General features: G+C 36.3%; 13 protein-coding genes and 1 tRNA gene. All 14 read right to left on the bottom strand.

Annotation, left to right across the window (positions count from 1 at the left end):
• A partial coding sequence (locus FA045_RS03205; RefSeq protein WP_449415938.1) for an ISAon1 family transposase N-terminal region protein occupies nucleotides 1–232 on the bottom strand: 232 nt, incomplete at its 3' end.
• Nucleotides 233–368: 136 nt separating this feature from the next.
• Nucleotides 369–442, bottom strand: a tRNA-Arg gene (locus tag FA045_RS03210).
• Between the two features lie 170 nt (nucleotides 443–612).
• Complete coding sequence (uxuA, locus tag FA045_RS03215; RefSeq protein ID WP_136874426.1) at nucleotides 613–1,788, bottom strand: mannonate dehydratase; 1,176 nt, start codon at nucleotides 1,786–1,788, stop codon at nucleotides 613–615.
• A gap of 519 nt (nucleotides 1,789–2,307) precedes the next feature.
• The gene (locus FA045_RS03220) at nucleotides 2,308–3,486 is read right to left on the bottom strand and encodes a glycoside hydrolase family 88 protein (protein WP_136874428.1); all 1,179 of its coding nucleotides are present in this window, start codon (nucleotides 3,484–3,486) and stop codon (nucleotides 2,308–2,310) included.
• Nucleotides 3,487–3,495: 9 nt separating this feature from the next.
• Nucleotides 3,496–5,010: a hypothetical protein gene (locus tag FA045_RS03225; protein ID WP_136874430.1), complete on the bottom strand. Its 1,515-nt coding sequence runs from the start codon at nucleotides 5,008–5,010 to the stop codon at nucleotides 3,496–3,498.
• 2 nt (nucleotides 5,011–5,012) lie between these two features.
• Nucleotides 5,013–6,176, bottom strand: coding sequence for an alginate lyase family protein (locus tag FA045_RS03230; protein ID WP_136874432.1), 1,164 nt, complete (start codon nucleotides 6,174–6,176; stop codon nucleotides 5,013–5,015).
• A 45-nt stretch (nucleotides 6,177–6,221) separates the two neighbouring features.
• A complete protein-coding gene (locus tag FA045_RS03235) occupies nucleotides 6,222–8,465 on the bottom strand; it encodes a glycoside hydrolase family 3 N-terminal domain-containing protein (RefSeq protein WP_136874434.1) in 2,244 nt (747 codons plus the stop codon).
• A 15-nt stretch (nucleotides 8,466–8,480) separates the two neighbouring features.
• Nucleotides 8,481–9,557 carry an endo-1,4-beta-xylanase gene (locus FA045_RS03240; protein ID WP_136874436.1) on the bottom strand — a complete coding sequence of 359 codons (1,077 nt, stop codon included), beginning with the start codon at nucleotides 9,555–9,557 and terminating at the stop codon, nucleotides 8,481–8,483.
• 2 nt (nucleotides 9,558–9,559) lie between these two features.
• Nucleotides 9,560–10,981, bottom strand: a complete 1,422-nt coding sequence (locus tag FA045_RS03245) for an agarase (RefSeq protein WP_136874438.1) — start codon at nucleotides 10,979–10,981, stop codon at nucleotides 9,560–9,562.
• Between the two features lies 1 nt (nucleotide 10,982).
• Nucleotides 10,983–12,812 (bottom strand): glycoside hydrolase family 2 protein, encoded by a 1,830-nt coding sequence (locus FA045_RS03250; RefSeq protein ID WP_136874440.1) that lies wholly within the window; start codon nucleotides 12,810–12,812, stop codon nucleotides 10,983–10,985.
• A gap of 70 nt (nucleotides 12,813–12,882) precedes the next feature.
• The gene (locus tag FA045_RS03255; protein WP_169305012.1) at nucleotides 12,883–14,628 is read right to left on the bottom strand and encodes a RagB/SusD family nutrient uptake outer membrane protein; all 1,746 of its coding nucleotides are present in this window, start codon (nucleotides 14,626–14,628) and stop codon (nucleotides 12,883–12,885) included.
• An 11-nt stretch (nucleotides 14,629–14,639) separates the two neighbouring features.
• Nucleotides 14,640–17,717: a SusC/RagA family TonB-linked outer membrane protein gene (locus FA045_RS03260; RefSeq protein WP_136874444.1), complete on the bottom strand. Its 3,078-nt coding sequence runs from the start codon at nucleotides 17,715–17,717 to the stop codon at nucleotides 14,640–14,642.
• Nucleotides 17,718–17,755: 38 nt separating this feature from the next.
• Nucleotides 17,756–19,477: a RagB/SusD family nutrient uptake outer membrane protein gene (locus tag FA045_RS03265; RefSeq protein WP_205943088.1), complete on the bottom strand. Its 1,722-nt coding sequence runs from the start codon at nucleotides 19,475–19,477 to the stop codon at nucleotides 17,756–17,758.
• Between the two features lies 1 nt (nucleotide 19,478).
• The gene (locus FA045_RS03270) at nucleotides 19,479–22,700 is read right to left on the bottom strand and encodes a SusC/RagA family TonB-linked outer membrane protein (RefSeq protein ID WP_136874446.1); all 3,222 of its coding nucleotides are present in this window, start codon (nucleotides 22,698–22,700) and stop codon (nucleotides 19,479–19,481) included.
• Between the last annotated feature and the right edge of the window lie 231 nt (nucleotides 22,701–22,931).

Raw genomic sequence — 22,931 nt, forward strand, 5'->3', positions numbered from 1 at the left:
TACGGCGCTTTAGCCTCAAAAAACAGGGCTTTCCACGCAATGGAAAATCACGAACTGAAACCTCCTCAAAAAAACCTTTAGAAAGTAGCTTCTCACCAACAAATTCTTGGGGATGGATATTCTTTTCAATGAGATAAATATAAGTGGAGCCATTAACCGTTTCTACTTTATCAAAATCAAAGTAGTCGCTAAGCCCTTGGGGAAGTATTAAGGAAAGTAGTGCTGAATTCAAAAGTCAAGTGTTTCAGGCAAAATTAATTAAATTTTATTCCTCCCCAACTTTTACGCTTGGTCCGTAAAAAGCACCAGATTGCCAATACACGCCTAAAGAAAAAAGGCTTCTAGAATAATCTAAAAGCCTTTAGCTGTACCCCCAATAGGATTCGAACCTATGACCTACGGTTTAGAAAACCGGTGCTCTATCCAGCTGAGCTATGGAGGCATCCTAAACCAATTCATCAATGATTTATTGGTTAATGCTGCAAAGATATAATTTCAAAAGGATAATTAGAATAATTTTTTAAAATTATATGCTTTTAAAAGCATACATCTCTATTTTAGGTTGATTAATAACCAATTAGCTTTTAAGAATAATTCAGTTAAAGTATCTTTTTAATAATTTCCAGTTACCCCTACTTCAAGTCCCCTCAGTTCTGCTAAGCCCCTTAGCCTACCAATGGCAGAATAACCTGGATTTGTAATTTTATTTAAATCATCTAACATCTGATGACCATGATCAGGTCTAAAAGGAATTTGTTCTGCTCTCCTAGCATTTTCTGCTGTTACTACCTTCATTACTTCATACATATTCACATCGCCACCTAAATGATCGGCTTCATAAAAATTTCCTTCTTCATCTTTAGTAACATTACGCAGATGCAAAAAATATACACGCTCTTTTATGGCTTCAAAAATATCAACCAAATCGTTACTCATACCTGCACCCAAAGAACCAGTACAATAGCAAATGCCATTAAATGTTTGGTCTACACTTTTTAAAATGTCTACTAAATCTTCTTTGGTACTTGCAATACGAGGTAAGCCTAAAATTGGATATGGAGGGTCATCTGGGTGAATAGTCATCTTTATTCCTGTTTCAGTGCAAGTTTCAGCAATACCTTTTAAAAACCAAGCTAAATTTTGCTTTAATCCTTCCCTACCTATCTCTTTATACTCATCAATACTTGCACGTAGCGCTTCTATTTCAATTTCCTTTTCATTCGGAATTCCCATTAAAACATTGGTGCGCAATTCATCCAGCTCTGCTGTAGTCATTTGAGCATGTTTAGCTTTGGCTTTTGCTAAAATATTTTCATCATAATCGTCAGCAGCATTAACTCTATTAAAAATATAAAGATCAAAAATAGCTAAGTCTGTCCAGTTAAAATATAAAGCTTTAGAGCCATCAGTCATTTCTAAATCTAACTGCGTACGTGTCCAATCCAGCACCGGCATAAAATTATAACAAATGGTTTTAAGTCCACAAGCTGCTAAATTTTTAAGCGACTGATTGTAGTTAGCCAAATAATGCTCGGCATTTGGTCTGCGGGTTTTAATAGCTTCATGCACAGGTACGCTTTCTACCACAGCCCATGTTAAGCCAGTTGCTTCAATAATTCTTTTACGTTCCTTAATATCTTCAATTGGCCAAATTTCGCCATGCGGAATATGATGCAATGCAGATACTATTCCGTTTGCTCCCGCCTGCTTAATGTCTTGTAAACTTACAGGATCTATTGGCCCATACCAACGCCAAGTTTGTTGTAATTTATGTTTTATAGTACTCATAGTGTTGCTTAATGCCTAGTAAAATAAATTTTTTACCAATATAAGTGAAAAACAAAGTTCATGTTTAAAATGTGCATAAAATAATTACGGAAACGTTAGCGTAAGGTTGGTTCATAATTTCAATTGTTCATTAAGCTAGCGGCATTAAATTTATGATCATTTAACAGATATTGAGGAACAAAACCTAAAAGATTGAACTAACAAAATGTTTAAATCATTAATTATTTTGAAAAGCAGTTACAGTACTGCTATTAACGGCAGCCCCGCCAATGCTACAATTCTTCAAACTTTTTATTCCCAATTTCATTGGGAAAAGTTTAAAGAGATTTTCGCGTATGTCAGGTTTAGGTAACTGGTTTTTTGCACCTATGCAGGTTTTACTGCACCACCTTTAATTATAGCCCTGGTTGTAGCGATATCTCCCTATTTTTTTTCGATTTGATCGGAGAAAAATAGAGAATAAAGCGGAAAGCAGGAACAAAGTAACTAGCATGCAATGTAACTGCGCTTCATAATTTATTAATAACCTTTGTTTTTACGCCTTAACAAGGCTTCGATGTAATAATAATCAGCATAATTAATAGGTACATCAATTTCAGATTTCGCAGGGCGATGACCTGTGCTATGTTCTAATAAAAAACCATAGTTGGCATTTGGTGCACTTGCATAAGTAGAACTTAACGAGATCAATATTTTATCTGCTGCAGCTTTGTATTTTTTTGCATTAGCCTTACTAAATTTTGCCAACTCATAAAGTGCCGATGCGGTTATAGATGCCGCAGATGCATCTCTAGAAACATTCGGGATCTGAGGGTCGTTGTAATCCCAATAAGGAATACCATCTGCTGGCGTAATTTTGCTACTTAAAATATAGTTTGCTATGGCATCAGCTTGGTTAAGGTAAGTAGAGTTTTGAGTGTAACGGTAGCATAAAGTATAACCATATAAACCCCAAGCTTGGCCTCTAGCCCATGCCGATTCATTTGCGTAACCTTGCGCAGTTAATTTATTGCGAACATTACCCGAGATCGTATCATAATCGATGACATGGTAAGAGCTAAAATCTGGACGGTAATGATGGGCGATAGTTTGATCAGCATGTGAAACAGCTATTTTATAAAATGAAGAATCACCTGTAAATTTCGTAGCCTCAAATAACAATTCTAAATTCATCATGTTATCTATTATTACAGGAAACTTCCATTTATCTGTATTGTGATCCCACGATTTAATCACACCAGCTTTTGCATTAAAACGTGTAGAAAGTGATTTTGCAGCTTGGACAATCACATCTTTATAAGCTTCATTTTTAGTTAATTTATAGCCATTACCAAAAGGACAATAAATCATAAAACCTAAATCATGTGTACCTGTGTTAAACTGCTCTTTTTTAATGTCTTCAGTGTATTTTTTAGCTAAATCTAACCATTTTTCATCTTTGGTATATTGATAATAAAACCACAATTGTGCAGGAAAAAATCCACTCGTCCAATCTCTAGAAACCACCATCTTAAACTGACCATTTTCTACCGTTCTTGGCGATACCAAATTTGGTTTAATCAGCCTTGCTGAGTCTACGTTTTTAACCAATACTTGTGTTTGTTCCATCGCATGGTTAAATGCTTGTTTTACATTAAGCTTTTGAGCTTGCACATAAGTACACATTAGCAACATTATTGCTATTAAATTTAACTTCATTTTCATGATTTATTTTTTCTTAAGTTCTTCTACTTGTTTTAAATATAATGACAGAGGCATTAAACCCTTTTTATTCAATCCTTCAACAATGCCTACTGGTCTTCCTTTTAATCTACCATCGTACAAATTTGCATTTAAACTAAAAGCATAATTTTTACCGCTTACATAAGGGTTTTGTATAGCTACCTTACTAGCAGTACAATTCCAAAGTACCTGGTTTGCCCCAGACCATCCGTGTCCTGTGCCCCAATTACCCCGGTCTTGGATATTAATTTCACCATCGGTAACTACATTGTCGTATAAAGTACCAACAGCCCAACGGTGGTGCGGACCAATATCTGCTTTGGCGTTTTCTGATCTGCAATTGTAAAAAACATTTGGTCCGGCAACTTTAGCACCTGTAACATAATCATGCCTTCCTTCTGCTGCATAACAATTCATCACTAAATTCAGTTGTCCATCATTGTTAAAAGAATATCTCCTACCTCCTATAATCTGAGATTTTGGCGAAAGTGATTTACAATCTTTTACGGTAATTTGTTTACTAAAGTTGCCCAAATTAACACACGAATAACCAAAATATTTGCTGGTTACACCACTCACCCAGCTATTCTCAATTCTATTGTATGAAATGGCGTCCCAACCATGGTCTTCATCTGTATCGCCATTGTATTCAGATTCTAAAGCAAGGTTTTCAATACCTACTTCGTTAATTCTTCCCTCAAAAGTGTATCTATAAACTTCTCCGCCGCCATATTGAGTTTCCATGGCCATCACAATCGGATTATCAATATCAATTCTGTTGCCTTTAATTGCAGTAATTACCCTTTCAAATTCTAGATGATAATCATCGGCTTTCCATTGCACCAAAGTTGGCTTATCCTCAATCTGATCCATTTTTAAATCTTTAATCCAATTGGCTGTGCCTGGTCTAAATACTACAATTTTATCGCCCACTTTTAGGCCTTTAGTATTGGCAACGTTAAAATATTTTGCACCAACGGGTACATAATTGTCTGTAATTTTTATTCTAGTATTGGGCACTTCCTCTAACTTGCCGTTGCCAGAGGCGATGATCGTTTTTCGTTGTCCCTTACCTGTGGCTAATAATACCGTTTCCTCCCCCTCGCCCCGTAAAACGATGCCATTTGCAGTGATTTTAATGCTGCCAGGAATTTTATAAACTCCTTTTTTTAGTAAAATAGCACCGCGGATTCCATTTTTATCTACTGGAATTTTACTGAGTTCATCAATTGCTTTTTGTATTTTTTGCTGATCATCATTTCCGGTGGCATAAAGCGTATCCATTACCGGAGCATTTGGTATAGTTTTTTGCCCTTGTTGGTAACCTACCCTACTAAAATCTGGAATAATATTACCCTGCTCATCTGGCCGATAAGCTAATTTACCATCGCTTTTAAGCTTAATGTATTTCGATTCCCATAATTTTTGGGCCGATGCATCATGCAATAAAAATAGGCTACTCAATAAAACAATTACTTTTAGTTTATTTAAAATTTTCATATTTATAACCAAATTAAGGGATGCCTGATAGGAACATTACGGATTACTTCTTCGTTAGATGGCTTTAAATCGAGACTTTTCCAAGTATTAAACCAATGTTGTTTATTAAAATTATTTGCTCCAAAAATTAAAAAAGGTTGTGCCACTGGCCAATTGTTCCAATACATTACATCAGGTTTTAAAGTCCACTTGCTTTTATCTGCCACGTAAGGATAAAGATAAGTAATGCCTTTGTAAATCGACTTTCCATCAGCTGTTTCGTACTCCCAAAGGTTATCTTTTTGGGTAGATAAAATATGACAGATCATGGTAAACGCATCTAAATTAAAAATCGAATAACCATAAGGCTTTGTTCTGGCCAACTCTAAAGGAAAACTGCCATCAACTGCCATTTGATGAGGTAGTGAAACATTTTTATATCTCCACCTTAAAGAATCAAGCATTAACTGATCATTACATAATTTTGCAAATGATGCAACTTGCATTACCCAACATGCGCTATGGTTATTTTTTGATAGTTTTTCGGCAATACCGGGCTTACTTGTATTTAACCAAAGCGTGTAGGCAGCAAACCATTTTTTTATGGTAGCTAAATCTTCTCGATTAAATGATTTAGCCTTTTCCATTACAATTATTCCTTGGGCAACTTCCATTAAATGTATGGTATCTATAATACCCCAACTTCTCCCTGTTGCCACCCCTTTTACCGCTTGGGCAAAAAGTAAATTAGGGTTCATTAGCGTTTCTTTATTTACAAACCATGCTTTTAAGTGCAATACTGCATGTTTTACATATTTTTCATCGCCAGTAATTTGATAAGCTGACGCCAATGCACCTATAATTTCGCTAAACCTAATCATGGCTTTGCGGTGTGCAACAAAATTATCGGGGTTAGTTTCTCCATCTCTGTTAACGTAAGGGCCGTCAGGATTTAAAGGGTTTGGCCACCAGTAATCGGCCTCAGAAAAGAAGTCGTGTTTACCGCCAGCACTTCTGGGCGAATTTTGCGCAGTAACTGTAATTGGCTGTTGCTGCAAAGCCCAATTTGCATCAGTTAAAACCTGCTTTTTTAAAACTTCAATTGTTTGCGCTTTAATGATATCTTTTTGGCCAAAGGCGATTAAAGACATTGAAATCAGCACAAAAAATAAAATTACTTTTTTCATAATTATAGATTTGAAAAGAACTTTGTTAATCTTACATCTAATGATTTATTCATCTTTTAATACAAACTCGCTCTCCAATTTAATTTGATCTGATGCCGTTCCAATCATTAATTTAAAATCGCCAGGTTCGGCAGCCCATTCTAATTTTTGATTATAAAAGGAAAGTTTTTCTTTATCAATTACAAAGTTGATGGTTTTACTTTCACCCTGCTTTAACATTACTTTTTGAAAATCTTTTAACTCTTTAACAGGTCTGGTAATGGATGCAAATTTATCTTGCAAATAAAGTTGAACGACTTCTTCACCATCAAATTTTCCAGTATTTTTTAGCGTAAAACTGATGTTAATTTTCGCTTGCTGAGAAAGTTCTTTCGTACTTAATTTTAAATCCGCATAATCAAAAGTGGTGTAGCTTAAACCATGTCCAAAAGCAAATTTCGGACTGTTTTGCATGTCTAGATACGCAGAGCGATACCTCGTATCCTGATCATTTTTCGCTGGTCTACCTGTGCTTAAATGGTTATAGTAAATGGGTATTTGTCCTTCATCACGAGGAAAAGTCATCGGTAATTTACCTGCCGGATTGTAATCGCCATAAAGCACGTTTGCCATCGCATTTCCAGCTTCGCTACCTAACCACCAAGTATACAAAATGGCGTCAGCGTTATCAGCCGTATAATTAAAAACCAATGGTCGGCCAGCCATAATTAACACTACAACAGACTTACCAGTAGCTTTTATGGCTCTAATTAAATCTTCTTGTATACCAGGTAGATGAATATTTGCTTTGCTTTTTGCTTCACCGCTCATATCGTAAGCCTCGCCTACAGCCATAACTACAACATCTGCTTGTTTGGCAATTGCTATTGCTTCTGCAAAACCTGTTTTACTGGTGTCAGTAATTTCACAACCTTTGGCATAAAGCAACTCGGTTTGTTTGCCTACTTTATTTTGCAAGCCCTCGTACAAGGAGATGAGTTTATCGTTTTGCCAAGAAACCGACCAAAAACCTTGCATATCTTTTTCAGATTTTGCTAGTGGACCGATTACTGCAATTTTCTTTAAGCTTTTGGTAAGCGGTAAAGTTTGTTTATTATTTTTAAGCAATACGATACTTTTTTCGGCCATTCTTAAGCTTGCTTGTTTATTTGCTGCCGAATTAATTTCTTTTTCTTGGCGAGTTACATCACTAAAACGATAAGGATCATCAAAAAGACCTAACTCAAACTTTTTACGCAAAATTCTTTTAACCGCATCATCAATTAAAGCAATATCAACTTTGTTTTCTTTAACCAATTGAGCTAGGTATGGCAAGTAACTTCTACTTTCCATATCCATATCACTGCCTGCTTTAATCGCTTGTTCGGCAGCTTGTTTTTTGTCTTTTGAAAAACCATGAGCAACCATTTCGCCAATTGAGCCCCAATCGCTAACCATAAAACCATCAAAGCCCCATTTCCCTTTTAAAATATCGCGTTGCAAATAATTATTCCCAGTAGCAGGTACGCCATTTAAGGTATTAAAAGAGTTCATAAAAGTTGCAGCACCAGCATCTAAACCAGCTTTAAAAGGAGGAAGATAATATTCCCATAACGCATTTTCACTCATATCAACAGCAGCATAATCTCTTCCCGCAATTGCGGCGCCATAAGCTGCAAAATGTTTAACACAAGCCATTACTGCATCTAAATTACCCAATCCTTTACCCTGAAAGCCTTTAACCCTAGCATAGGCTATTTTTGATCCTAAATAAGTGTCTTCCCCAGCGCCTTCCATTACTCTGCCCCAACGTGGGTCGCGACCAATATCTACCATTGGTGCAAATGTCCAATGTATGCCAGAGGCAGCAGTTTCTCTACCCGCAACTCTAGCTGCATTTTCCATTTCAGCTAAATCCCAGCTTGCTGCCTCGGCCAAAGGGATGGGAAATGTAACGCGATAACCATGTACCACATCAAGTCCAAATAACAAAGGAATTTTTAAACGAGATTGCATCGCAACTTCTTGTACAGCCCGAGTTTCTTTGGCGCCACGAACGTTAAGCATTGAACCTAATTTGCCGTCCCGAACTTCTTTTAATTTATTCGGACTATTGGTGATTGGCCCTGTTGCATCTCTGTCGCCAGTATATTGATTTAATTGCCCGATTTTCTCATCCAATGTCATCAATTTTAGTACAGAATCAACCTTTAAATCTATTCGATCAACAGCTCTTTTTTGCGCCGAAACTGAATTTATTTGCAATACAAACCCTAAAAACAGGATTGCTGTTATTTTATTTTTAATCATTTTTGCTTGTTTCTTTTATTTTACTCCATCTAAAATGCCTTGATAAGCAGCTTTCCTTTGGTATAGGTTATTAAATGGCATTGGCCAGTCTGGGCGATTATAATTTGATGGAATCCAGCTATCTGCATCGGTTACATTCCAAGTAGTTATACCAAATTGCTGTTCTCTTGGAATAGCATTAAATGTTTTTACGATGAACTTATATTTTGCTGCTTGGAGTTCGCCTAAAGCTGTGGTATAGGTAAGTGATTGATTATTGTCTGGATTTAATGCAATATCTAACTCTGAAATGTGAACCCTCAACCCTGTTGCTACAGCGGTATTTATTGCAGCTGCAAGATTGGCATCGGTTTGGTTGTAACGGGTATGCATTTGTAAACCAATGCCATTAATAGGCACGCCCTTGGCTTTTAAATCTGTAACCAATTTAACGATGGCTGCTCTTTTGGTTGCACTATATTCGTGTCCATAATCGTTGTAAAACAACAAAGCATCTGGATCTGCATTTCTGGCATACTGGAAAGCTCGCTCAATATAACCAACGCCCAATTTTTGCACCCAAATGCTATTGCGATAAGTTCCGTCATCTTCCAAGGCTTCATTTACTACATCCCATGAAGTAACCTTGCCTTTGTAACGACCAACTACAGTTTCGATATGTGTTTTTAACAAATTTTCCCAATCTGCAGTTGTACCATTAAAGTTGTTTACCCAATCAGGTAATGATTTATACCAATTTAAAGTGTGCCCATGAACCCTTTTTCCATTTGCTTTTGCAAAATCAACCAAGTAATCGGCATCCGTAAAATTGTAGGTGGTTGCAGATGGTCGTAATGCGTTCATTTTCATTACGTTTTCTGCAGTCACACTATTAAACTCTTTAATTACCAAATTACGATAATTGCTGTTGTTTTTTAGCAAACCAATGTTTAATGCTGCTCCTATCGGAAAGGGCAATTTCTCTTTCAAAGTACCATCTCCAATTACCACAATTTCTGGAGAAATAGTTGGAGCTATTGAGGTTTGGCTTTTTTTAGAACACACTAAAAAAGTTAAAGACGAAATGCAGATGATTTTGATATAGCTATTCATATCTAGCGTTGTTTTTTATCGAAAAAATCGGTGAGTTGATACATTTGCAGATTAAGTTCTTTCATTTTATCAACCAAAGGCGAATAAGGTTGATAATCGTTATTTAAAATTCCTTTATTTGCGTTGGTATTTGATGGCTCTGCTCCTTTTTGATCTGGATCATTGTCCATATATTTAAACCAATGCCAGCCAATACAATTTTTAGATTCAATTAAACCAAGGGTGAAGTTTTGGTAAAATAAACCTCTGTCGTTTTGTGTTTTAACCACCCATCCTGCACCTGCGGTATTGCCCAAACCAGAATCATCTGCTTTTACATACCATTCGGTAATTAGAAAAGATTTGCCAGACCAGTTTGCCCAGTTTGCCATTTCGGCCTGATTTGGCGTCCAAGCGTTGTAATAATTCATCGAAATTGCATCGATATATTTACCTGCTGAACGCCACAATGGCTCCCATTTACTTTGCTGACCATGAAACCTACATCCCAAATACATGTGATTGGGATCGTATTTTTTTATTGCTTTAGAAACTATTGAAAAGTACTTATCAGCCACTACAGACAAAAATTCAAGTCGATTGGCATCGCTAAGTTTATTGGCATCAATCCCTCTTTCATCAATCCATTTTTTGGCAATCAAATAACCGGGATCATTCTTATCTTTTAACGTTAAGTAACCGTCTAAATTTTTAATGCCCAGCGGCATTTCATTATCAGAAAAATAGCCAAACAAATTAGGATCATCTTTATAGGCCAATAGTTTTTTAGCATGTCCATCACAAAACTCTTCAAACTGAGGATCGAAAACGAAGATGACGTTATTTGGATAACCTTTATGCCCAGGTACCACATAAGTTCCTCCCCTTTTATCGCCATAAGCACTCATAAAATCGAGGTTGATGGTGTAAGCTAATGGTTTTGTTTTTTGTAGGGGAGAATTGGTAATCACATTTGTATTAGACCATGCGCCAACCCCATTAAAGCCATTTTCCTTTAAGTAATTTTGCGTTTTTGCAATCCATTCTTTTTCATCACTATACTGTTTACCAAATGCATTTTTATTTCTCTCTGATGAGCCATAATTAACAGCCACAACAGCATTATGCAAAAATAAATGTCCTTTCGGATCGATAGCCCACCATCTGCCATCAATTTTTTTAGTGTGATAAAAACCCGTAGCTTTTTCTTTACGATCTAATCTGCCACCGTAAACATCGTTTTTAATTGTTTTAGCTTTAAACCCTGTTAAACTATTCAGTGTTCTTGTTAAAAATGGCTTATAAGGAGTAAAATAAGCATTTACTGAAGAATTTTTCTCTACTTTTCTAGCATCAACTTTTAGCTTAAAATCTAAACTATCCTGAGCATTGAGTGATACGATCGAGAGCGTAAATAATCCAATAACCAATCCAAATTTTTTCATGTTATTTATATTTAGCTTGCATTTGCTTATAATAATCTTGTAGCACGAAAAAAGCTTTTTTCTTCTTTCCTGTTTCGCTAATTAAGCCCTTTCGGTTCCAAAAATTTTGGTAAACAGGGTGCTGTCTTCTGGGTGATCTAAAATCTGCCAAAATCCATGGGGTCATGCCTCTTAATGCATCAATTTTACTTAACAGGATAATTTGATTTTTGTATAATGCCTCTTGATATTCTTCACTCCAACGGGTATTCTCATCTGCATGAAAACCTCCTAAGGCATCGCCCCCAAACTCGGTAATTACTACAGGTTTATTGTATTTAATATCGAAATTGTAACTGGTAATTTCACTTGGTGTGCCACCCCAATACCAACCTGCGTATTCATTAAAACTTACCAAATCTATTTTATCTCCCAATGGATCATTTAAGATAATGGTTTTACCTTCTCTATGCACTTCTAAAGCTGCTGCAACTAAACGTGTATCATCTAAACCTCTGGCTGTTTCGGCCAAGTTGCTCATAAAACTTAGTCTTGGCGAGCTCAATGGCGTTTCGTTTCCAATAGACCAAACAATTACGCTTGCTCTATTTTTATCTCTTACAATTAAATCGGTAAGTTGTTGTTTTGCATTGGCATAAGTACCAGGATTTTCCCAACTTATAGTCCAGTAAACTGGCACTTCTGCCCAAACTAATAAACCCATTTCATCAGCCAATCGAACCATTTCTTCGTTATGCGGATAATGAGCTAAACGCACATAATTACAATTCATGTCCTTTGCCCATTGCAACATCATTCGCATATCGCCTTCAGAACGTAATCTGCCAGCCAATAAAGGGTTTTCATCATGGATAGAAATTCCTCTTAAAAAGATAGATTTACCATTTAGCAAGATATTATTTTCTTTAGTTTCTATTGTTCTAAAGCCAATTTTGTCTTGCAGCGTTTCTGTGGCCGATTTTATGGTAACCGCGTAAAGTTTAGGGTTTTCTGGCGACCAAAAATTTAGCCTATTCCACTGAAATTGTTCACTAATTTTACCTTCGCTATCTGTTGTAAACTTTTTTTCTAATTTCAATTCAGGAATAGTAAGGGTAATTTCTTGTCCGGCAGTGGCATCTTCCAATTTCACATCTAATTTTAAGGTGTTGTTGCTACCTTTAATCAATTGTAGTTTATAATCTTGGATATAATGATTTGGCAGTTCTGCTAAAAACACATCTCTGGTAATGCCTCCATAATTCCACCAATCTGTATTTACGGTTGGTATTTCATCAGGTTTCCTAGTGTTATCAGCTTTAACAACTAAAGAGTTTTCACCTGCTTTTAGTTTATCGGTTACATCAAATTGAAAAGGTGTAAATCCACCTTTGTGTATACCTAATTTTTTACCATTTAAATATACATGAGCTTCATAATTTACTGCACTAAAATACACCAAGTATTTCTTCCCCTTTTCAGGCTGTGCATTAAACTTACGCCTTAACCAAACTGTACCTTCATACAATTCTAGCTTTTCCGATTGCGAATTCCAGTCGCCAGGTACATTCATTTGTGGAGATAAATCAAAATTGTATTCAATCAACTCTGTTTTATTTTTTTGAACTTTATCATCATAAAAACCGCCAGAACCTGATTTAGACTGATCAAAGGGATCATGCCTGTAATCGTAAAATCCGTTCTCATAAGGATCTACAATATAATTCCATTTGCCATTGAGGCTGAGGATTTTACGAGATTGTATATTTTGTATAGAGTTAACTTGAGCGTAACTGAATGTGGTAAGAAGGGAAAAGCAGATGATGAGTACTCTATTTTTTAATTTTAGCATAGTATGGTGATGAGATTTTTAAGTATAATATCAACAGCTAATAGAACCTACGAGCTGTTGATTTTTAGTGTTAATAACCTGTATTCTGGCCAAGTTTAGGTGATCTGTTTAATTCGTTTTGCGAAATTGGATAAAGGTAATTTCTGGCTGCAAATACTCTATTATCAACAGTAAAACGAGTATAGGTAAAAGTTGTTGCCGTAATTGGCGTAATTCTCATGCCTGTAACTGGTCCGTTAAAAGTAGTTTCGCCTTCTTTCCATCTACGTACATCAAAAAAGCGATGCTCTTCAAAACTAAGTTCTACTCTGCGTTCGTTTCTAATTCTTTTGCGCAATTCAATTTGGGTTGGCGCTACATAAGCATTACCTGCCGGATTTGTAGTTTGCAAAGCTGGCATTGCCACACCAGCTCTTGCCCTAACCAAATTAACAACCCTTAAAATTTCTGTAAGCTGAGCAGTTCCTTGAGCTTCATTTAGTGCTTCAGCATAATTTAATAAAACCTCTGCATATCTAAAGAAAATCCAAGGGCGACGAATATTTGTAGTTGTACCTGCCCAAGATGCACTCTCGCTTAAATACTTACGCATGTAATAGCCTGTTTTAGTTGCATTTACATTTAACCCCAAACCGTCTTTACCGCCAACAAAAGTTTCTACAGGGCGAGATTTAAAATTGGTAGCTGCTATTGCAGGTTGTACCGAAGCCGAGTTAAATAATACCGTAAAACCTAAACGTGGGTCTCTGTTGGTATAAGGTGCGTTTGCATTGTAACCAGAAGTACCATCAGAAATTGGTTTGCCTGTAGTTCTCATCTCGAAAGCATCAACAAATTCTTGTGTTGGGTTAGTGCGACCATTTGCACCATCGTAACTAATTGGCGCATTATTGGTTTCGATAGCTGTGGTATTTAATGTTGCAGTGGCAAAAATTGTTTCGTTATTAAATGCTCCAGCAGTATTCCACAACCAAATGTTTGGGTAAGAACTATAAATACCATGTTTGCCGGTATCCATAATTCGTTTGGCCGCATCAGCAGCTGCTTGCCATTTTACTAAACTGTTGGTGGTATTGTATTGCGGACTAGCAGCATACAACAATAATCTGGCTTTTAAAGCCATTGCTGCAGTTTGCGTTGCTCTACCTCTATCAACTGTTCTCCACTCAACTGGTGATAATGGTAATCTTGAAATAGCTGCTTCACAGTCATCTGAGATTTGTTTAACACATTCATCGAAAGTATTTCTTGGTAAATCTAACTCATCGTTAACTGATAAAGTTTTGGTTACGATGACATAACTACCATAGCGTTTTAACAATTCGAACTGGAAAAATGCCCTTAAAAAATAAGCCTGACCCAATAAACGTTGTATTTGAGCATCATAAGTTTGGTTTGCTGCTACATTTGCAGGCAAAACTTCATCAATGGGAATAATTGCACTTCCATTTGCTTTTTCTAAAAACATGTTCGCCTTGCGAATACCAGTATACATATCCGTATACACATCATCAACTGTTCTGGCGGCATTCCATGTACCATTTGTAAAAGTGTTAATGCCCGAATTTAAATTTGAATTAACCGCCTCATCAGTTGCAGATGCCAATAGTGCGCCATCGCCCAAATTATATCGATCTGAGAGTGATGCATAAACATTGTTCAAAAAATTTCTGGCATAATCTGGATTTGCCCACAATTGAGCCTCAGTAACATCGTTTGTTCCACTGAATGATCCATCCTGAAGAAATTTATCTTTTTCGCATCCTGCTGAAATTAAAATTGCAGCGAGGAATATATAGCATATATTTTTTTTCATCTTCTTAATCATTAAAATTTCAAGTTTAAACCGAATGAATAGATTTTCATATAAGGATATGATGAATTGTAACCTGATTCTGGTAGTTCAGGATCGATATCCAAATCGCCCAATTTATCAAAGGTTAACAAGTTTAAACCACCTACATAAAATCTCAATTGTTGAAGTTTTAGTTTCTTTACAAATGCATCTGGTAATGAATAACCTAGCTCGATATTTTTCAATCTTAAAAAATCGCCAGAGCGGATCCAAAAATCTGAGTTAACCGTATTGTTCCCTCTATCTGCCAATAACAATCTAGGGAATGGTGCATTCGGATTTGATGGTGTCCATCTATCTACGCTGTATTGATTTAAAAATCCGTTGTTGGTATTGCCTGCATTAACCAATTGTTGAATAGTAATTGAGCTACCTAATGTTCCTTGCAATAAAAAATTTAAATCGAAACCTTTTACAGCAACGCCAGCTCCAAAACCATAAACAGATTTTGGCACGAAGTTAAAATCGGTTTTAACACGATCTAAATCATTGATAATTCCATCTCCATTTTGATCTACGTACCTGATATCTCCCGGTTTAACTTCTCTCGAAAAAAGTTGAGTTGGGGCGGCATCTATCTCTGCTTGAGTTTGAAAAATACCATTAGAAATTAACATGCTGTTAATGTAACCAGCTCCTGTAGTTGCCGTTGCAGCTGGTGAAATTACACTCGAAATTGGTCTGCCTAAAGCTTTTTGATATTCTGGTAAATTTGCAGCTTCGTTAATAGCTAAAATTTTACTCACCTGATAAGTATAGTTACCAAACAAATTCAAGTTAACTTCACCAATCTTTTTATTGTAATTGATACCAGTTTCGAAACCTTTGTATGATGCTTGACCTTCATTAACAAAAATTAAATTTTGGCCTAAAATATTCGGCAATAAAGATCCTGTAGTTAAATCTTTTCTGTTTTCGTAAAAGTAATCGGCACTAATTGAAAGTGATTGTTTAAATATTTTAGCATCAAAGCCAATACTCGATTTGTAGGCTTTTTCCCATGTTAAAAAAGGATTTGCTAAAGCCAATTGTGCAGAACCACCTACACCAGTATATCCTGTGCCAAACGTGTAGCCAGTTGAGCTTCTCGCAAAGAAATCATTAAAAGCAAATCTTCTGGCACTGCCAATTGCATCATTACCAACTAAGCCAAATGAACCTCTAATTTTTAAGAAATCAAGAAAACTTGATGAATTTTTCATGAAATCTTCATCCGAAATGATCCATCCTGCTGAAACTGCCGGAAAGAAACCAAATCTTCTGCCAACCGCAAAGTTTTCTGAACCAGAATAACCAGCCGTTAAATCCATAAAATAGCGTTGCTTAAATCCATAAGTCATCCGACCAGAAATACCTTGGCGTTTTACATCCAAGTTTCCGAATGTAGAATAAACTTGTCTAGATACTCGCGTACTAAATTTGATATCATGATCTCCAAAAGTTCTATCATAATCAAAACCTGCCCAAAACTCACTTTTTCTAATATTGCCAGAAAAACTGTTAGCCTGATAATCTACTTTATTGGCAGTACCATAGGTTTGATATAAGCCAGTTGGCAACAGTTCTGATGTTTCATAAGTTTGAGAAAAACCCGAACGATAGGCACCAGAAATATCATAAGCATAAAAAAGCTCTGCTGTTAATCCTTGTAAAATGCCATTCATTTTTTGTCTGGCACTAATGGTAGCAATCATATTTCTAACCAAATCAGTACTGGCTCCACGTGCCTCTAGCATCGCTTTAGGATTGCTAGTCTGGAAAATGGAAGTTCCGCCATAAGAACCATTAGGGTTTAATACCGGAAAAGCATTTGCTGGAGTACTGTATACAGCATTTAAAAATGGACCAGTACCTTGGTTAGGGAAAGTTAAATTGGTAATTCTCCCGCCAATATCTAAAGCAACATCCAGATTTTTATTAACATGTAAATCTAAATTGGTACGTAAATTATACCTGCTAAAATTCGTGTTTGCATCGTAGGTTTCGTTAAAACCACCTTTGTAAAAGCCACCTTGTTGGTAAGCACTTAGCAAAGTATAATATTTGATAAATGCGTTACCACCACTTACACTTGCCACATAACGTTGTGTTGGTGCAACAGATTTGGTAAAATCTTTTACAAAATTATTGTTTGGATATTTGATCGGATCTGAACCTGTTTGATAAGCTTGCAAAGCGGTAGCATCGTAAATTGCTGTACCGCCACTATTAATTGAGGCTTCGTTGTATAAGGTTGCATAGCTAAAAGCATCAAGCGGACTTGCAATATTCAATGGAGCTTGTAAGCCTGCTTGCCCATCAAAAGTAACTTTTGTAGATGTAGCACTACCTCTTTTGGTTTTAACATAAATTACACCATTTGCGGCATACATGCCATACCAAGCTAAAGTTGCAGCATCTTTAAAAACACTTACACTTTCTATTTCACCTAAATCCATTGCGGTAAAACTACGCTCTATCCCATCCACCAAAATTAAGGGCTCTTGGTTACTGTTATAAGATGATCTTCCCCTAATTAAAAAGCTCGATTCATCGTAACCTGGTTGCTGAGAACCGCTTGGGTAGATATTTAATCCCGGTAGGCGACCTGTAAAAACATTAGTTAATGATGAGGATGGAATTTGAGGTAAGTTTTCGGCGCTAATGGTGCTGATAGAAGCTGTAACTTCTCTCTTTTTTCTTACCCCAAATGGGATATATACCAAGTCATCGTCTCCAGCATCTATTAATGATTTTGCTAAAGTAATGGAAACATTATTCACTTCGCCAGCTGGCTTATAAACTGTACCGTAACCAATCATTTTAAAAACCAATACATCACTTGTAGAGGTTTCAATGGTATATTCGCCATTGGCATTGGTATTTACTGTTCTATTTTTTTTATCTTCTTGAATAGAAATAGCCACACCAGGTAATGGATTTTTATCCTGATCAATTACTTTTCCTTTAATGGTAATTTGTTCATCGGGGTTTTGTTGCCCATAAACATGCAGTACAGCCATCCATAAAAATAGCAGACATACGATATATTTTGATTTTGATAATTTCATAATTGAATAAAATCTTATTGCGTAATTGAATAGACAGCTTACTCCCAACCAGGATTTTGAGTTAATACTCCTTTACTTTTAAAAATCTCTGGGCGAGGAATTGGGTAAAGGTTTTGGCGCTCATTCCATGTTTTTTGGAAATTGTTACCTAAAGTGAATACAGTGTAAGTGAAAGACCCATTGCTGTTTCTAAACACATCCATTCCTTTCATAGGCACACCAATAGTAGTTGCGCCAATTTTCCAGCGCATAATATCGTACCAACGGTGATCTTCAAAAGCCAATTCAATAGCACGCTCATGTCTAATTGCTTCACGCATTTCTGCTGTAGTCATGTTGTCTTTTAAACCATAGCCATAAACTCCAGTACCACGAGCAATACCTGCTCTTTGGCGAATAAGTACTAGCGCATTGTAAACGCTAGCATCTGGCGCTGATAAAAATTCATTTTGTGCCTCTGCATAATTTAATAAAACTTCCGCATAGCGGAAATAAATGTAATTGAGCAAGGTGGTACTGCCACCAACAGTTCTATAAACTTCTGGCCAGTATTTTTTACAATAATATCTTGTTGCTGTATAGGTGATATTTCTCGGATCCCAATCTACACCATAACTTAAGTTTGGCGCTGTACCTGTTGCCCACATTTGGATTCTTCTTCCCTGCCAAGGTAAATCGTTATAAATAATATTGGCATAAAAACGTGGCTCTCTACCTACATACGGAGTTGCTGCATTGTAACCAGATGTTGGGTCTGTAATTGGCTTTCCATTAGCCATTTCATACATATCTACGTGGTTTTGTGTTGGGTTCATTTGGCCTTGTGCACCTCCAGAACCTGGAGACATCGAAAAATCCTGCATCATTTCTCCAGCTAAAGGGGTATTACCTTTAATTCTGATCATGATGTATTCTGGCGAGTTTGGAACGTTTAAAATATCTGCATAAGTTGGTTGTAATGCATATCTACCATCCATTAATACCAAAGATGCATCAGCCGCTGCTTTCCATTTTGCTTTATCACTCGATGGATTATTTAAAGGACTGGCTGCATAAAGTAATACACGAGCTTTTAAAGCTTGTGCCGCTCCAATTGTTGGCCTGCCATAGTTAGATGTGCTATAATCTTCGTCATTTCCTAATTTAGTTACCGCTACTTCTAAATCTGCCAATATATAATCTGTAATTTCTTGAAAGGTTTTTCTTGGCAAGTTGATGTCTTCATTTACTTCATAAACCTTATCAATTAATGGTACACCACCAAATCTTTTGGTTAGTTCGAAATAAGACATGGCACGAATAAATCGCATTTCTCCTTCAACACGTTTAGGATCGAAAATTGGAACAGTTGCGTTTGGAGAAGGTGGAACATCATTGATTTTAGCCAACATTTTATTGGTAATGGCTATGCCTTTATACATTCTTTCCCAGATATCTCCAATATCATTTAAAGAGGCTTGTGTAGAATGCTCGTGGTACAAACCACGATTTAATGAAGTAACTGTTCCTTCTGAATTACCAGAAACTGCCTCATCTGAAGCTTGAGCCACACAACCCCGGTGATCGTTAAAGCGTACATATTTATGGATAAGATAGTTATAAGCGTTATCTGCAAATCTTGCAGCCAGTGCAGGGTTAGCGAAAATTTCTTCCTCGCTAATGGCTACACCTGGTGTTCTTTCTAAAAAGTCTTTTTTGCAAGATACAAAGCCGACAGTAATTAAAAAGACTAGTATAGTTTTGATATATTTTTTCATCATTTTAGAAATTAATGTTTAATCCAAAATTGTAAACTCTTGAAGATGGATAAAGCGATTGAAGAGGAAAGGTCTGATTGACCACATTCAAGTTTTCAGGATCTAAGTACATTTTGAATTTTGTCCAGGTATACAAGTTTTGTCCATTCATAAAAACCCTAATGTTGCTTAATTTTAAAGCCGTAGACCAAGCTTTAGGCAAATTATAAGCAACTTCTACGTTCCTGATTTTTAGGTAAGCAGCATTTTGTAAGGTAAAATCGTTTAAAGCATAATTTAACGATGCCGTACCTCTAGAGTGCAAAGCTGGCCAAGTTGCCGTTGCTGGATTTTCTGGCGTCCAAGCGTTTAACATAAAAGGGTACATTTGCTGACCATTGTTTTGCTCTGATAAAATTACATTTGAGCTTACATTTGCAGCGCCTTGAAACATTACCGATAAAGTAAGACCTTTAAAGGCAACCCTTGGTGTAAAACTATAAACGTACTCTGGGTTGTTGGTATAACCGATTGAGGTTTGATCTAAAGTTGTAATGAGCCCATCACCATCTAAATCTAACATTTTTAAATCTCCAGGTATCGGATTAAAACCTTGCTGTTTTGGCGAAGCATCAATATCTGCTTGAGAAGCATAAAAACCATCAGTTTTATAACCAATAAACTGACCAACACTTTTACCCTTTCTGGCATCTCTATCTGGCAAACCATCTGGTTCATCGTTTTCTACAATTCTATTTTTAGCGTAGCCTACTTGTGCATTTAAACCAATAGACACCTGCCCAACTACTGCTTGATAATCTAACTCAACCTCGTAACCTTTGTTATAAACCTCCCCAACATTTAAACGCGGATAGGCATGACCAAAAAGTTCTAAACCACTTAGTGCATTGGTTAAAATATCTTTACGGGTTTCGTCAAATAAATCAACAGTAACTTTAAATCTATCTTTAAACAACCTTGCTTCTAAGCCAATGTTTCTTTTATAGCCAGTTTCCCAAGTCACTAAATCATTTCCTAATGCATTAGGTGGCAACCAAATAGTTGGATAATTTGTGATTGATAAAGGATTTCCAAATGGCGCTAAAAAGCCCTCGCCAGAAGTACCGTTTGTAGTTCCGTTTGCATAGGCTGTTAAAAATAGAAAACGCTGATCTGCAATTCGATCATTTCCTACCAAACCATAACTACCTCTTACTTTTAAATAAGTTAAGGTATTGTTTTTCCTAAAGAAAGGCTCGTTTGTAACAGTCCATCCTGCCGATACCGATGGGAACAACCCATATCTTAAACCAGGTGCAAAATTTTCTGAACCATTATAAGTTCCATTTACCTCAACAATGTAACGGCTATCATATTCGTAAAAGAAACGTGCGGCCAAACCCTGTGCTGCTCTTGGTGGTGCACTAAATGAATTATCGCCTGTGGTTCGAATAAGTTCTCTCCTACCTAACAACATCCCGTTAACACTGTGTTTACCAAAAGTACGTGTATAGTTAAAAGAGGTTTGGATGTTCATATTGGTGCTACCAGAAGTTACCCCGCCATTTACTACTGCACCTAAAGGCTCATCTCGGTTACGGGTATCGGTTGATAAGGTTGCCTCTCTAGTAACTGGATTAAAAACCCATGCTGCCCAGTTGGCATTTCTTCTCTCCACATTGTTGTAGTAAGAATCGTAACCAAAAATGGTTTTAAACGTTAAACCTTTAGTTACAAAATCTAATTTGTAATCTAAATTAAAAGTACTTTCTATGGTATTGATATCATCGTTACGTGTGCCATAACGTGTTAAAATGGCAAATGGGTTCCAAATGTTTGTACCAACGTTCGGGTTTGCTGTAATTCTTCCATCGGGCAACGTAACCGGATAAGCATAAGCAGGCACTTGCAAAATACGAGAAATCATCCCCTCAATTGTATCATACGAAAAAGCTGAGGCAGACAATAAACCAGATGGTTGATAACGGTTGGCAAAACGACCACCTAGTTTAATTCCTACGGTTAAATCTTTGCTCAATGTTAAATCAACATTTGACCTAAAATTGTATCTACTGTAATTGGGTACAGTATTGATGCCATAAGGCGAATCAAATTTTTTGAAAATACCATCTTGAAAAGAATATCCAGCCGAAACAAAATATTTTGCAATTTTAGTACCACCATTAATGTTAATGTTGTGTTGGGTTTGAGAATAATATTTCTTGGTTAAATAATCAAACCACTGCACATCTGGGTATCCAATTGGATCAGATTTATCGGCAAATTTTTGTATGGCTTCATCAGAAAATGGAGCCGCCTTTCCATCATTTAAATAGGATCTATTTAACAATTTTGCATTCTCTAAGGCTGGCAAACCAACCGCTAAACCCGTGTAAGTTTGTGCTGCAAGATTACCTGTGTATGTTACACGTGGTTTACCAATTTTACCAACTTTGGTGGTAATTACGATAACGCCATTTGCTCCTTTTAAACCATAAATTGCTGTAGATGCAGCATCTTTTAATATCGATACTGTTTCAATTTCATTCGGATCTACATCTGCAAAGCTTGGGCGTTCAATACCATCAACAACAACAATTGCCGAAGCAGAAGCTGAGTTTAGTGTGGCAATACCTCTAATTCTAATGGTAGAAGCATCTGCTCCGGGCTGGCCACTTGTTTGAACTGCAATTAAACCCGGCAACCTACCAATTAAACTATTGGTTGGATTTGGGGTTGGAGATTTTAAAATGTCTTCTGAACTAATTTGAGAAATTGCTGCGGTAACACTGGCTTTTTTCTGTGTTCCATAACCTACAACAATTACCTCATCCAATCCTTTTGCATCTTCTTCTAAAGTAACTTGAATGGTTGTTCTTCCTCTTAAAGCAACTTCTTGCTCTTTATAGCCAATACTCGTAATTACTAAAGTTGCCTGAGCATCTACATTACGCAAAGTAAATTTACCATCAACATCTGTTGATATGGCATTTTGAGTTCCTTTTACCTTAACACCAATGCCTGGTAATGGGTAACCTTTGGTATCTAAAACTACGCCGGTAACATCGGCAAAAAAAGATTTGGGTTGATTTACCCTCTTTTTTAACTTGATTGCAGATGTAGTTAGATAATTGAGCTTGATACTATGCTTAATAGTAATAGCTGAAGCACTAATTTGCAGAAACAAACACCATAGCAGTGTAATTGAAATTTTCCGCAAAATTCTTTTTAATAGAATTTTCCTCATACAGTTTAATTTGGTTGATTAGTATTCCAAAATATTTGGTTTGGTAAATATAGAATAATCACATTCGTATATGCAAATATTAATTTTCATAAATACCTGATATTTAATTAGTTATAAAGTTTTTAATACGCTTTATGCGCACTACTACTTTTCATTAAGTAATTGATTTACTTATACATAAGGTACGTTAAAAAAAAAGTGCTGATACGTTAAAATCACATTAAAAAAAAA

Source organism: Pedobacter cryotolerans (assembly GCF_005116475.1).
GTDB lineage: Bacteria > Bacteroidota > Bacteroidia > Sphingobacteriales > Sphingobacteriaceae > Pedobacter > Pedobacter cryotolerans.

What these genes read in the sequence shown, in the direction of transcription:
- uxuA (WP_136874426.1), bottom strand. Translation starts at nt 1,788, where the DNA reads ATGAGTACTATAAAACATAAATTACAACAAACTTGGCGTTGGTATGGG.
- FA045_RS03220 (WP_136874428.1), bottom strand. Translation starts at nt 3,486, where the DNA reads ATGAAGTTAAATTTAATAGCAATAATGTTGCTAATGTGTACTTATGTG.
- FA045_RS03225 (WP_136874430.1), bottom strand. Translation starts at nt 5,010, where the DNA reads ATGAAAATTTTAAATAAACTAAAAGTAATTGTTTTATTGAGTAGCCTA.
- FA045_RS03230 (WP_136874432.1), bottom strand. Translation starts at nt 6,176, where the DNA reads ATGAAAAAAGTAATTTTATTTTTTGTGCTGATTTCAATGTCTTTAATC.
- FA045_RS03235 (WP_136874434.1), bottom strand. Translation starts at nt 8,465, where the DNA reads ATGATTAAAAATAAAATAACAGCAATCCTGTTTTTAGGGTTTGTATTG.
- FA045_RS03240 (WP_136874436.1), bottom strand. Translation starts at nt 9,557, where the DNA reads ATGAATAGCTATATCAAAATCATCTGCATTTCGTCTTTAACTTTTTTA.
- FA045_RS03245 (WP_136874438.1), bottom strand. Translation starts at nt 10,981, where the DNA reads ATGAAAAAATTTGGATTGGTTATTGGATTATTTACGCTCTCGATCGTA.
- FA045_RS03250 (WP_136874440.1), bottom strand. Translation starts at nt 12,812, where the DNA reads ATGCTAAAATTAAAAAATAGAGTACTCATCATCTGCTTTTCCCTTCTT.
- FA045_RS03255 (WP_169305012.1), bottom strand. Translation starts at nt 14,628, where the DNA reads ATGAAAAAAAATATATGCTATATATTCCTCGCTGCAATTTTAATTTCA.
- FA045_RS03260 (WP_136874444.1), bottom strand. Translation starts at nt 17,717, where the DNA reads ATGAAATTATCAAAATCAAAATATATCGTATGTCTGCTATTTTTATGG.
- FA045_RS03265 (WP_205943088.1), bottom strand. Translation starts at nt 19,477, where the DNA reads ATGATGAAAAAATATATCAAAACTATACTAGTCTTTTTAATTACTGTC.
- FA045_RS03270 (WP_136874446.1), bottom strand. Translation starts at nt 22,700, where the DNA reads ATGAGGAAAATTCTATTAAAAAGAATTTTGCGGAAAATTTCAATTACA.